10 protein-coding genes are annotated in these 13,207 nt (G+C 42.9%); 2 read left to right on the top strand and 8 right to left on the bottom strand.

Translation table 11 applies throughout. From position 1 onward, the window contains the following. Positions 1-48: 48 nt before the first annotated feature. The 5 genes from ccsA (R8P61_02875) to R8P61_02895 form a co-directional block, all read right to left on the bottom strand. Positions 49-2,826, bottom strand: coding sequence for a cytochrome c biogenesis protein CcsA (gene ccsA, locus R8P61_02875; protein MDW3645982.1), 2,778 nt, complete (start codon positions 2,824-2,826; stop codon positions 49-51). A 240-nt stretch (positions 2,827-3,066) separates the two neighbouring features. Continuing rightward, positions 3,067-3,459: a cytochrome c maturation protein CcmE gene (locus R8P61_02880; GenBank protein MDW3645983.1), complete on the bottom strand. Its 393-nt coding sequence runs from the start codon at positions 3,457-3,459 to the stop codon at positions 3,067-3,069. 3 nt (positions 3,460-3,462) lie between these two features. Next, on the bottom strand, positions 3,463-3,660 hold the full coding sequence (locus tag R8P61_02885; protein MDW3645984.1) for a hypothetical protein: 198 nt from the start codon (positions 3,658-3,660) through the stop codon (positions 3,463-3,465). Beyond that, positions 3,653-4,423, bottom strand: coding sequence for a cytochrome c biogenesis protein CcsA (ccsA, locus tag R8P61_02890; protein ID MDW3645985.1), 771 nt, complete (start codon positions 4,421-4,423; stop codon positions 3,653-3,655). The genes R8P61_02885 and ccsA (R8P61_02890) overlap by 8 nt, the downstream gene beginning before the upstream one ends. 491 nt (positions 4,424-4,914) lie before the next feature. Next, a complete protein-coding gene (locus R8P61_02895) occupies positions 4,915-5,583 on the bottom strand; it encodes a heme exporter protein CcmB (GenBank protein ID MDW3645986.1) in 669 nt (222 codons plus the stop codon). A 228-nt stretch (positions 5,584-5,811) separates the two neighbouring features. Here R8P61_02895 and R8P61_02900 point away from each other — a divergent pair, with 228 nt between their 5' ends. After that, positions 5,812-8,625, top strand: a complete 2,814-nt coding sequence (locus tag R8P61_02900) for a histidine kinase (GenBank protein MDW3645987.1) — start codon at positions 5,812-5,814, stop codon at positions 8,623-8,625. Further along, positions 8,622-9,368: a LytTR family DNA-binding domain-containing protein gene (locus R8P61_02905; protein ID MDW3645988.1), complete on the top strand. Its 747-nt coding sequence runs from the start codon at positions 8,622-8,624 to the stop codon at positions 9,366-9,368. Before R8P61_02900 ends, R8P61_02905 begins: the two co-directional genes overlap by 4 nt. 95 nt (positions 9,369-9,463) lie before the next feature. On the opposite strand, the gene pruA is transcribed toward R8P61_02905, so the two are convergent. The 3 genes from pruA to R8P61_02920 form a co-directional block, all read right to left on the bottom strand. Next, positions 9,464-11,095: an L-glutamate gamma-semialdehyde dehydrogenase gene (pruA, locus tag R8P61_02910; GenBank protein MDW3645989.1), complete on the bottom strand. Its 1,632-nt coding sequence runs from the start codon at positions 11,093-11,095 to the stop codon at positions 9,464-9,466. Between the two features lie 120 nt (positions 11,096-11,215). Continuing rightward, a complete protein-coding gene (locus tag R8P61_02915; protein ID MDW3645990.1) occupies positions 11,216-12,046 on the bottom strand; it encodes an SUMF1/EgtB/PvdO family nonheme iron enzyme in 831 nt (276 codons plus the stop codon). A gap of 18 nt (positions 12,047-12,064) precedes the next feature. Next, entirely contained in the window at positions 12,065-13,108 is a 1,044-nt protein-coding gene (locus R8P61_02920; GenBank protein ID MDW3645991.1) for an MlaD family protein, read from the bottom strand. Positions 13,109-13,207: the final 99 nt, after the last annotated feature.

Genomic DNA, 13,207 nt, shown 5'->3' on the forward strand with positions numbered 1-13,207 from the left:
AAAAAGCTCTGCTAGAAGTAGCGGAGCTTTTTTTTATAGAGTTTAGTTTCACCTACTTTCCTGCCACCTTCGATATATCGAAAGTAAAAAACCAAAGACCAGGATAAAGGTCCCTAACCAAAGCAGGTTGATGAAGGGTTTTTGAATCGCTTTGATCGTTACGTGATCGGAGAAAGGATCGACGTACTTGGCCTGGATGGTCAGTCTGTCATTTTCGGGATCAACTCCCACAAAAGCTAGCTCCAATCCCAATTGCGGAATCTCATCTTCTTTCATATCCGGAATTTTTCCATCAATGAGGAAAACGGGTTGAGCACCGAAGGTATCTTTTTCTGTATAAGCAACCAGATAGGCAGCTGCAGCAACTTCATATTGCTCCATGCCAGGTTGATCACTGACATTTCGCACCTGAGCCAGCAGAAGCTTGATGTCCTCTCCAATCTCTGCTACTTCACCTACCTTCATGGGAAGGGTAAAATACTTGGGTTGCAGAGATTTCGGATCAGGTAAACTGGAAGCATATACGTAAATATCTCTGTCCCAAAAGATTTTTCTACTTGGGTGAGATATGATGCTTTGCATTTCTTCATTGATCTCAGCTTCTGGCCAGAGTTTGAAGGTACTGCTTGTGTCTGGTTCACGATTTTCATCCAGTGGCTTAAATTCTACGCCATACTGGGTTCTGTTATTGATTAGACCTGAATTGAAGGCCTTTAGGTTCTTGTTTAAGGTCTCCTCTACCAGGGCAAGGTCTATTACTCCTTGCATCAAAGGATCATTATTAGAAGCCTCCGTAGGATCTGAAGCGGGATGTATTACTCCATTCTCATCTCTTTTTAGGAAAGGATTTCTGGGTTGTACAGTTGCAAACCTTTCGCCCGTAGCATCATCAAAGCGCAATTTGAAATAGCCCTGCATCTCCTCTATGATCTGTAGATCAGAAACCGGAGCTATAGCTTCTTTCTTTCCTGTATAGGTAACATTGTAGCCCAGAATAGAAGTCTCCATAAATTTGGGAAGCAAAACATTGTCTCGCTTTTCATCCTCACTCATCGGTGCACCCGTAAGATCAGCTACCCGTAGATTTTTAGAAATCACAGAGTCATAACCGGAAGAAAATAGCATGCCCAGCAACATCAAGGCGAAACCTATGTGTACGATGGTTCCTCCCATGATCTTAAGGCCTTTTCTGTTTTTCCTGACGAGAGATAAGAGGATATCCAGATTAGCAAATAGGCCAAAGAGGGCTGTATATAGCATGAGTTCGTCTGCAATAGAAAAGAAGCCATATTTGATATAGCCCATCATCTTCCCAAAGAATCCCGTTCCGGTAACGGCTGGATCCTTATAAGCAGCGAATATTTTATCATAAGCAAATTCCCAGCTTCCGCTCTGACTTCTTGCAAACCAGATAGCGAGTATAACGGCACTACCTGTCAGAACCGCAATCAGAAAGGGCCTGAAAATAGCATCTGCGATGCTTTTCTTTCGACCAATTTTCCACCAAAGAAACTGACCCAATCCGGAGAAAACGCCAAACATAATCGCAAACCAAATGGTCCACTTATAGTAGAATAGCTGCACATTTGGAGGAGGCGCTATGTCGGTGCCGAAAATGGAATTGAATACCGGTATGGAAGTGGCAAGTGTTACCAGCAAGCCGGAGAAGGCGAATACCAGCACACCCATAAAGAGCATGAATTCTGCGGACCATACTTTGCTTTCATCTTCCCTTTGCGGAATCTTTTTCCAACGATAGGCCATCATAGCAGCAACAAAGCCAACATAGGCAAACATCAGGACCAGAAGTTGTCCGGAAAGGCCCAGATCGGTAAAGGTATGGACAGAAGTTTCTCCCAAAATACCACTACGTGTCAGGAAAGTCGAATATAAGACCAGCAGGAAAGTTCCGATGATCATCATCATGGTCAGCTTGAGATAAGCCTTTGACTTGCGATAGATGAGCATGGTATGAAGACCCGCTACCCCGCACAACCAGGGAACCAGGGATGAGTTTTCGACCGGATCCCAGTTCCAGTATCCACCAAAGTTGAGGGTTTCGTATGCCCAGTAGCCTCCCATGATGATACCAACTCCAAGGATCATCACTGCAAAAGTTGTCCAGGGCATAGCAGGCTTGATCCACTCATTGTATTTCCCTTTGATCAAACCAGCCATCACGTAGGCAAAAGGCACTACCGTTGAGGCAAAACCCAGGAAGAGGGTAGGAGGGTGAATAACCATCCAGTAATTCTGAAGCAGTGGATTGAGGCCATTACCATTGCTGGGGACGAAATCAGGACGCGTCAAATATATCTCTGCATCAGGGAAAGTTTCTTTGAGCAGGATAAAGGGACTTGAACCCAGCTTTATCCCGAAGAAATAAGCGCCCAACAACATAGAAACCAGAATCACTTCAACTGAAGCTATAATGGCAATCACAGAATTTCTCCATTCATTTTTCTTCCTCAGCAGGATTCCTCCCAAAATCGAATGCCAGAAGCACCATAGCAGGAAACTTCCCTCTTGTCCTTCCCAGAAACAGGAGATCATATAATAGACGGGAAGTTCATTGGAGGAATGCGACCACACATAGTGATATTCGTATCGGTGGTCATAAATGAGATAGAAAAGGGTGACTATGATGCCGACTATACTAAAGATATGCAGGGCAAAAGAGCCTACGCCCATGCGTTCCCAACTTGCTTTCTCCAATGCCAGTTGTCGGCGCTCCGCCATAAAAAAGCTGATCATGGACACCAATGCACTGGCAAACGCCATACTGGTGAACATTTCTCCAAGCTTACCTGCTGTAAAAAAATCCATAAAAAATCTTTGGCTAAGTAAAGTAGACGTATAATATCTACTTAATCAAAACGACTGTCATCCCGTCTAAAGGGAAGGGGGCGCTAATTCTCCTCATTTTGAGAAGGAGTGAAGTAAGCCCCTTCGACTGCGCTCAGGCTAACAGTACTCATTTTCTTAGAAACAATTCTGCCCAACAGCTTATGCTTGTTTATCGCTAAAAGCAATTCGGCCATTTCAAAGCAGAATCGATAAATTTGCTTAGAGATTCTTCTCTCCGGCAGTAATGTCCGTTTGTTCAAATTTAGAAGGACATTTCATGATGATCTTTTCCGCTACGAAATCCTCATTTTTATATCCTCCTACTACGACTACTTTTTCCGCCTGCTCAAAATTCTGAGGTTTGGGATCCTGGTAGTAGACCAATTCTATATTATCGGTCGTATCCTGCATATAAAATTGGAACATATCCGTGTTGGGATCATAAGAGGTTTGATCTCTGTTCACCCAGGAACCCACTACATGCACAGTCTCATTTGAGGCTTTTGCCGTAGGGAAATCTGAATAGGTACTCGCATTGCTGGAAAGGTTCACTCCCAGAGCGGTAATGAAAATAGCAAGTACGACCAGAATGACGATGGAACTTGTTTTCATAACTTAATTCTTTTCTAGTTCGTCCAGTTGTGCTTCCAATTCTTTTACTTTCTTTCCTGTGAAGTAAAGATAAGCAATTACGCCTCCGAAAATGGTGAGTAAAATCACCAGAAGGGAATTTACTTTATCGCTGACCATCAGCCATTCCTGCTGAATCTCGGTCTGAAGTAAAAAATTGAATATGAATGAAGTATTAAACATTATTTTGATTCTTTTGATAGGAACGTTCGGCCAGTATTTCTTCTATTCTCATGCTTAGGCTGCCTGTTCTATGGCGGAGGTTATACAACCAAATTCCCAGGCAAATGAAACCGATAAGTCCCGGATATAGAATAAGTCTTATTTCAGTAGTTATTCCTCCCTTGAATATAAATGACCCTTTTCCTGCAGTAGGATGCAATCCTTCCAGTACTCTGGGTACTACAAAGAATAAAGGAATCAAAGTGGAGGCGGCAAAAATATTATAAACAGCAGAAACTTTTGCTCTGGACTCATCTTCAGAAAAGGAAGAACGAAGCAAAAAATATGCGGCATAGATCAAGAGGGAAACCAGGGCACAAACCTGTATAGGATCCCATCCCCACCAGGCTGCGAATTCATTTCCGGGGATATTTTCATTCCAGGTTACGCGGGACCAAACGATGCCCGTAAGCAATCCCAGAATATTGAAAAAAACACCCACGCGGGCAGCTTCTTTTGCTTTTATATCCAGATAAAGAGGATTGAGATTCGTTTCGGCATCCGGATCAAGGGCCCGCAATAATCGAACGCTATGCCAGACAGATATACCCATCATGACCAGCATGGCAAACCACATGGGGACATGATAGAAAATAGCCCTTGAGCTTTGGCCCCAGATGGGATTGTAGGGCATTTCAACCAGCATACCGTATATGATCGCATACAATAACAAGCCTATTGCCAGGAACTTATAGCTATTTTTTATTATGGGGTTATTTTTCATACTGAGAAGTGGCAAATTTGCCGCTTTTGTTCTGTTTTATTGAATTAACAAAGGTAGCCATTTTTCTGTTTAGGTTGACTTTGTTTGAGCTTTCTTTTTAGTTGGTTTTTGGTCTTGTTTTCCATCTTTTTCTAAAAAAGATGGAGTCAAAAATCGCAGCGCCAAGAACCAGCCGCACTCGCCGCCCCATTTCCCGATTGGCGCTGCCGAGCCTGCGGACCAAGGAAGTAGTGGGATGGGTAGGTTCAGAATTCTAATCAACTCTAACACCCTAACACCCTAACACGCCAACACTTCCTCTCTATGTGCGCCGGGGCCCCGCTGCTGCATAGGGTGCGGGGGCCGGACTGTGTGTTGGCTTTGCAGCAGCTTGATTTTTGCTTCTTTTCATTTAAGGAAAAGAAGAAGAGATTAAAAGTTCAACTAAGGAAAAAGAAGAAGAACAAAAACAAAAATCATACAGCCTAAACCTAAGCTCGCAAAAGAACATATTAATCTCTCCAAACAAAAGGGAAGAGAATAACAGACAATACCCACAGCACCACACTCATTCCCCCAATCATAATCAATTGATCATAGCTATTTTCAATGAGCAGGCCTCCTTCTTTCCCCTCTACCGCATATCGACTCAATCTGATAAGTATGAGCAAAACGGGTACCAGCAAGGGAAAGCTGAGAACGGCTAAAAGCGTTGCTCGATTTTCTGCTTTGGCTGCTATAGCTGTAACCAGGGTGAGATTGGCGGATAAAGTCGCACATCCCAGGAGGACTATACTGAGCATCAAGGGCCAGTCCGCGATCTTTATTCCACTCAAAAATCCATAAGAATACAGACAGATCAGAGCAACCAGGCATAGCAGGATCATATTATAGACGAGCTTGGCTATGATAATCGCTGCAGGATTGGCAAGTGTATATTGATAAAGCAATTGACCCTGCCTTTCTCCCATGAAACTTTTGGCCACTGCATTGATGGCCACAAAGAGTATAATGATCCAGTAGACGATGTTCCAGGTCAAAGGATTTAGATTTCCTTTGAAGGCCAGAGAAATGACGACTACCATGCAAAGAACATAGAGCAAGAGACCATTGAAAGCATACTTTTGCTTCCATTCTATGAGCAATTCCTTGCGGATAAGATTCCTGATTTCTTGCAGCACGGGACAAAGCTAAGAAAAATCCCTAAGGCTAGCCTACCAATTGTTAAGTCAAAGCTGCCGATTATTCATTTAGCGAGGTTTTTCATCTCAAAATGCCTGAGTTTGGGGTATAACATAGATGTAAAAAGAATCTTATCCTGTTCCCGAGAGGATCTTTAAGCTTGTGTGTGGTCCCAGTGGGGACAGGGTTCTTTTTTATCCTACGGCATAATGCTAATTTTAAACACAATGAAAACTCCTGGAATAATTTTGATATTTCTGTTCGCCCTTCCCCTAGGGGCTTATTCTCAGGCGCTTCCTAATCTTGCTGAATTAAGATTGGGAGATAGTTTTGAGGTCGAAGTATTGATTGAAAATAAAAAGGAGCAACTGGGGAAGGGTATAGATATTTTATATACCCGAACTGAAAAAGAGATTTTCTATTATTTCTTGATGCTTGAAAAGGTCGAGGCTGGTAGTTATCATTTCAGTAGTCAAATCAGAAGATTTCGATCCCGATATGATCTGGTATACACCTCAGAGCGGGACAAAAAAAGGGACGAACACAGAAGTTTTGATTCAGATTTTGATATACCGGGATACCCAGATCGAAAAGAGCTCGATTTTTTAAATCAGTCTTTCACGCTAATCGTTACTCCAGAGAAATTTACCCACCGAATAGTCTTTAAGGAAGAAAATAGAGCTGGGAGAAGCTATGTTTCCACTGTACTCAATCCCATGGGAATCCCTAATCATGTAAATGCCTTATTCTTTGTCAACAGCCAACCGGTCAACGATGGAAATATTTCAGCTAGAATCATTCCTCCAAAGACTTTCCGGAAAGTTTACCTCTCAGGGCAGATTTCACAGCCCCTAAGTCAGAAGCTTCATTTTTCCGCTAATCAGGGCTTTGGAGCGCCGGCTAAACTTTCAGCTTTTGATAAAGAAGTTATGCTGAATGATGAGGGAAAATTTACCGTAGAATACGAGATCAATGAGGCGAGATTTATATACCTGTTTCATTTTGATCAGGAGAATAAAGGCTTTGGGAATGATAAACAAGTTTCCTTTCCAATATATATAGAGCCTGGGGATGAAGTAGAACTTTTCCTGAATACTGTTCAACCGGATAGTCTGTCCTTTAAGGGGCAAAATTCAGCCAAGTACAGGAGCTTTCACCAATTCGCAATGGCATTTTTGGGTACAAATGCGGATTCCTGGCAAAGAATTGTTCCGTTTACCTCTCCGAATTACCGCTTCGATAATATGGGAAGGATAAAAAGCTCTCCCATAGACCTGAATTATGAAACCAGGCGCTACAATGAAATCCTGAGATATCTTGAGGGAGAAAAATCGGCAATGGGAGAATCTTTGTACCAAAGATTAAAAGCAGAAACGGTGTTTTCTTTCGCCAGAAAAAAATTGGCTTCAAAAAACGGCTCTCTACCGGGATTAGAGCTTGATGATCTAAATATCGAAGGCTTAAGTCTTTCGGGAGAAAGGGATCATCACCTCGATAAGTTTGGGCTTGATTTGGCATCTGTGATCAGCTCTCAATCTTATTCAGATTTCTTGAAAGATCATTTATACGCCAATATGCAATTGTTGCATAGCAAAGACATTGTCCAACTTCCAGGAAGGATGCAGTCCTATCACTTTGTACGCTTTGCCTATCGGGACTTCGCTTTGCTTAGTTTAATGAAAAAGATCATTCTGGATGACCTAAAGGTCTATGAAAACTCCCTGGGCTTTTCCTTAAATTCTACCCATACCAATAAGCCTGAACTGGCCTTGATTATACAGGATTTTTTATCCATTTGTAATTATCAACCCTATGTGGATGAGGTGAAAAATGAACTAGGCCGAATTGAAGGATTGCAAAAAGGCAATGAAGCTCCAGATATGCATCTTGACAAGGATAAAAGGCTTTCAGATTATTTGGGAGAAAAAATCATCTTGATATTATTCCGGAAAATGGAGGATCCTGCGATTCAGGAATTTAAAGCTTTACAAAAGCAATATCCAGAATTGAAGTTCATCTTTGTAAATACCAATCCTTTTAAGAAGAAGTTTGAAGACGAAAGGAAGGACAAGGCTTTTCCGACTGAGCTTTATCATTCCCCTGGCTATGGTTATAGTGAGGAAAGGCCCTACCTATACTCGGGATTTAGGAATTTTGTGCACTATATGATTGATCAAGATGGGAAACTCTGGGGATCTGCCTCTTCTATTGTCAATTTTGATGTATTTGAACATGAAATAGGTGCTTTAGACCTTTATCAGCCCAATGGCTTAATTCAATTCTACGAAAGACGAAAAAAGACTCTTATCCAGGCATTCTGGTGGATATCTGGAATTTTCAACTTATACCTGATCTATTTTTTGTTTTACCTTAGGCCCAAACGAAAAAGAGAGATCATGCATAGAGAACGGATCGAAACGGAACTAAGAGCCATTCGATCTCAGATGAATCCCCATTTTCTTTTCAATTCACTCAGCTCTGTCCAAAACCTCATCAATCAGGCAGATCCCGAACGTGCCAATTATTATTTGAGTCGTTTTTCTCAATTGGTTCGGAAAGTACTCAATCATTCTGAGCAGGCCATGGTTCCTTTGGCAGATGAATTGAAAGTGGTGGATCTCTATTGCGAACTGGAAGCCCTACGGTTCAAGTTTGAATACCAAATTGAGACCGATCCCTCGATAGATGTCCAATTGACAGAAGTGCCGAGTATGTTGATCCAGCCTTATGTGGAAAATGCGGTGCGCCATGGAATCGCGATGCAGGGAGGATCCGGAATGATCCGCATTCTTGTGAAAGAGGAAGCTGGATTTATACGAGTTGAAATTGAGGACAATGGAATGGGTATACGCAAGCATATGCAGGAAGTGGCTGGAAAAAAAGAGAAATCTGGTTTTGGTTTACGTTTGTCGGAGGAAAGGATTGAAAAGATCAATGAGCGATATAAATTGAATATCGTAGTAGCCATCTATGACCGGAGAGATGATGCTGAGGTCAGTCATGGAACCCGAGTTGTTATAAAAATCCCTCAAGAAGTATGAGTGCGAGCATTCGATCCATTTTAATAGATGATGAGGCTGGAAATCGTGCCAATCTACGCAGCCTGCTTGAATCTTACTGCCCTCAGGTGGAGGTCATCGGAGAAGCTGATTCTGCCATTGCTGCCATGGATCTCATTCATCAGCTCAAACCTCAACTCATATTTCTGGATATAGAAATGCCCAATGGCAATGGTTTCGATCTCCTCAATAAACTGGATCGCATCGATTTTGAAGTCATATTTGTTACTGCATTTGACCAATATGCCCTCAAAGCCATCAAATTCTGTGCATTGGATTATATCCTGAAGCCCATCGATATCCTCGACCTGAAAGCAGCCGTTCAAAAGGCGGAAACTCGCCTCCTTGAGCATGAACATTCAGAAGCCTGGCAGGTTTTTCAGGAAAACCAGAAAAGCCAAAGTAATCCCAAGATTGCCTTACCTACAGGCAATCAGGTAGACTATGTTCCCATAGCCGAAATCATTCGATGCAGAGGAGAAGGGAATTACACCCATTTCTATATAAAAAATGGGAAGAACCTCATGGTTTCCAAAACCCTCAAAGAATTTGAGGATCTACTCAAAGAGCATCGCTTTCTCCGTGTCCATCAATCTCACCTGATCAATGTCCGATATGTGAAAAGCTATATCAAAAGTGAAGGAGGCTTTTTGAAAATGGAAGATCAATCGGAGATTCCGATATCGAGGCAGAGGAAGGAGTATGTCTTAGGGAAGCTGAAATGAGAGGTGTTCAAGTATTCTGGTATTCTCGTGTTCACGTTTCAACAATTTGAGACCAGAACACAAGAACACCTGAACACAAGAAAACTTGCAGTTAATTATTCTTCCCCCAAAAATGGATACTTATAATCCTTGGCAGGAACGAATGTTTCTTTGATCGTACGAGGAGATACCCAGCGAAGCAAGTTCATATAAGAACCGGCTTTATCATTGGTTCCAGAGGCACGGCCCCCACCGAAAGGCTGCTGTCCTACGACTGCGCCAGTCGGCTTGTCATTGATATAGAAGTTCCCGGCAGTATGTTGAAGCCTGCGGGCAGTTCTGTCAATGGCAATGCGATCTTGCGCAAATATGGCTCCGGTCAGGGCATAAGGACTGGTGGAGTCCAGGATGTCCAGGGTAGCTTCGAAATCAGCATCTTCATACTTATATACCGTAACTACCGGTCCGAAAATCTCCTCACACATGGTCAGGAATTTGGGTTCTTTAGCCAGTACAACTGTAGGTTGGATGAAGTATCCCTTGGATTTGTCATAGCCTCCTCCAATGACGACTTCAGCATCTGGAGAAGCTTTTACCTGATCGATGTATCCGGAGATTTTGTCAAAAGCTCTTTCATCGATAACCGCATTGATGAAGTTGCGGAAATCTTTGGGGTCCCCCATTTTGAAGCTGGACACTTCGGTTTCTACCTTATTGATAATTTGATCATATAAGGAAGCTGGGATATACACACGGGAAGCGGCAGAACATTTTTGTCCCTGGAATTCGAAAGCTCCACGAGAAATGGCAGTAGCAGCTGCTTCTGCATCCGCACTGGGATGGATCATGATATAATCCTTTCCACCGGTTTCTCCTACGATGCGAGGATAGCTTTTATAGGTAGCGATATTCGCACCAATGGTTTTCCAAAGATGCTGAAATACACCTGTGGAACCGGTAAAATGCAGACCTGCAAATTCAGGATGATTGAAAACAACCTCTCCAGCTTCCGGGCCATCGGTGTAGACAAGGTTGATCACTCCATCGGGCAATCCTGCTTCGCGAAACAATTGCATCAGCATGTCGGCAGAATAGATTTGGCTGTCAGCAGGCTTCCAGACACACACATTACCCATCAAAGCAGCAGCTGCGGGGAGGTTGGCGGCAATGGAAGTAAAGTTGAAAGGCGTAATACAGAATACAAAGCCTTCGAGGGCACGGTATTCAAGTCTGTTCCACATGCCAGGATTAGATCCGGGCTGATCAGCATAGATTTGCTGCATGTAGGCCACATTGAAACGGAAAAAATCCGCTAATTCGGCTACAGCATCAATTTCTGCCTGGTAGATATTTTTAGACTGCGCCAACATCGTGGCAGCATTCATTTTCGCTCTGAAAGGGCCACTGAGAAGGTCGGCAGCTTTGAGAAAAACAGAAGCTCTGTGTTCCCAACTGGTATTTTCCCAGTCCTTTTTCGCAGCCAAGGCAGCATCTATGGCTTGCTTTACATGGCTGGCATTTCCTCTCGAATAATGCCCGATAACTTTTTGATGATCATGAGGCGGGCTCAAAGGATGCTTATCATCCGTTCTGACCTCTTTACCTCCGATAAACATAGGGATATCTCTAACCTGTCCGGAAAGTTCTGCCAGGACTTTTTTAACCTCGGCTTTCTCAGGACTGCCTGGAGCATAGCTCAAAACGGGCTCATTCTTGGGAAGGGGGACGTTGAAAAATGCTTTTTGCATGTATTTGGTTTGTAGTCTATTTGAAGAAGTATAGGCTTGTTTCAGCCTGCAAATATACAGGGAAATTTGGGGAAAAACATGTCTTCCCGAAGACTACTTAAACACAGTAGGAATTGAAGCTTATTTAGTTCGAGCTAGCCTGAATCCCAGACCTTCTCCTACATAATCGGCTAAAAAGCCCCTTCTATAAGAGACCCTCGAAGTGGGGGTGCCACTAAAAAATCCTCCCCCTTTGATTACTACTGAACTGCTATCCGGATGTACCCAGACTGAGCCATCTGATGGCGCTCCTTTAAAAGAATAGTGAAAATTATCCTGACAATATTCAAAAACATTGCCGGTCATGTCATACAGCCCAAAACTGTTTGGATTAAATTTCCCCACAGGCGCCAGGCGAGAATAACCATCTTTGTAGCCATTAAAAAAATGCTGATCGGCAAATAGTTTCTCTGTATCTGTTCCGGAAACATTTCCACCATTTTTTCCTTTGGGACCCAGGGATCCCCAACTAAATAAAGTGTGTCTCCTCCCGTTGCCTGCAGCGTATTCCCACTCTGCCTCAGTAGGTAATCGATATTGATAGATTGAGTTTCTATTAAGAAGGGTGATAAATAACTGGACCTCTTCCCAGCTTATATTATCAATCGGGCAGGATAGACAATCCGCAGAAGTTTGGGGAGAGACCTCCATCACTCGCGTCCATAATGCTCGCGTTACCTCATATTTCCCTAAATAAAAATCGGGAACTTCTACCCGATGAGCCGGCAATTCAGCATGATAATAGGGAGTTGAACTGCCCATCATAAAACTACCTCCTTTGATAAAGGCCATTTCTAAGCCTAAAGGATCTGAATAAGAGAGTTCTGCCTCCGGGAGCTTATCGTCCAGGAAAAATGAATGAAACAGGAAATGAATTCCAATCAATAATAGGTGGATGAATTGTGTCAGCATGGAATTATTATAGGAATATTAGCCTCCCGGTCCGGTGATTTTTTGCTCTTCAGTTTTCTTTTTGTCTCGCTTCTCTTTCTTCTTCCTTTCGATTAGGTAAATCTTGAAATCATCGAAAAAATTACCAGGATTTCTTCTGACTTCTCTTAAAAGCGCGTTTACATTTTCGGTGGTGGCCGTAAGGCTATCGTAGAGTTGAGTATCATTGAGTAGCATCCCCAGGGTTCCTGAAGTTGTGTCCAGTTTGGCGATCATGTTTTCGACATGAGCAACTGCAGAACTGGCATCTGTCATCAGGTCCTTTACTTCGCTGGAAGCTGTTACCAGTGAATCTGTGGTACGGGTTACATTCGCGATGATGTTGTTGATATTGTCATTGTTATCTTCAACATTTCCGACAATACTTACCGCATCTCTTGCCACCCGATTGATCTCTTTCGCCAGGCTATCAACTTCATCTGTAATGCTGGTCAGGTTTTCAGAGGTTTCGCGTATGTTGCTGAGGGTGGCTCGTAATGTTGTCTGGCTACTTTTGTCGTCCAGCAATGCTTGCGTCTGAGCTACAATCTCATTGAGTTTTACGGAGAGTTTAGCAACTTCCACCAGAATCTCTGCACCCTGAGAGGTAACCAAATCTTCTGCTTCCGCAAAAATTCCTTTATCCAGAGTTCCTTTGATCAATTGACCATCCTGTACCAGTTCGCTGGTAGGTGCCAAAGAGTCCGGCACCCAGATTTTGATTGCCTTGGAGCCCAATAAGTCAGAACTATAGATCATGGCTTCTGAATTTGCAGGGATTTCAAAATCCTTGTCAAACTCCAGTTTTGCGGTAGCCATACCTGCCTTGACATTGAGATCAAGGGCCGTAATTCTGCCTACCTGAAAACCATTGATGGTTATGGGATTCCCTCTGCTCAAGCCTTCAACATTGGCGTATTTTGCATATAGGGTAAGAGGTGCTCCAAAGTATTTGGATCCGGAAATATACTGCAGGCCAAAAATAACCATGGCCAATGCTCCAACGACAAATATTCCGACCTTAGCCTCGTTACTGAGATTCATAAGCGTTTGCTTGTCTAAACAGGCGCTAAAAATACAGAAAATTATCGAGAAGCAAGGTCTGATAATGATCCGGATTATATCACGCGCTATTCGATGTTA

This window comes from Bacteroidia bacterium (assembly GCA_033391075.1).
Taxonomy (GTDB): domain Bacteria; phylum Bacteroidota; class Bacteroidia; order J057; family J057; genus JAWPMV01.

Excerpts from the sequence above, each read along its gene's own strand:
- R8P61_02920 (MDW3645991.1), bottom strand. The coding sequence starts at position 13,108 with ATGAATCTCAGTAACGAGGCTAAGGTCGGAATATTTGTCGTTGGAGCA.
- ccsA (MDW3645982.1), bottom strand. The coding sequence starts at position 2,826 with ATGGATTTTTTTACAGCAGGTAAGCTTGGAGAAATGTTCACCAGTATG.
- R8P61_02900 (MDW3645987.1), top strand. The coding sequence starts at position 5,812 with ATGAAAACTCCTGGAATAATTTTGATATTTCTGTTCGCCCTTCCCCTA.
- R8P61_02905 (MDW3645988.1), top strand. The coding sequence starts at position 8,622 with ATGAGTGCGAGCATTCGATCCATTTTAATAGATGATGAGGCTGGAAAT.
- pruA (MDW3645989.1), bottom strand. The coding sequence starts at position 11,095 with ATGCAAAAAGCATTTTTCAACGTCCCCCTTCCCAAGAATGAGCCCGTT.
- ccsA (MDW3645985.1), bottom strand. The coding sequence starts at position 4,423 with ATGAAAAATAACCCCATAATAAAAAATAGCTATAAGTTCCTGGCAATA.
- R8P61_02880 (MDW3645983.1), bottom strand. The coding sequence starts at position 3,459 with ATGAAAACAAGTTCCATCGTCATTCTGGTCGTACTTGCTATTTTCATT.
- R8P61_02885 (MDW3645984.1), bottom strand. The coding sequence starts at position 3,660 with ATGTTTAATACTTCATTCATATTCAATTTTTTACTTCAGACCGAGATT.
- R8P61_02915 (MDW3645990.1), bottom strand. The coding sequence starts at position 12,046 with ATGCTGACACAATTCATCCACCTATTATTGATTGGAATTCATTTCCTG.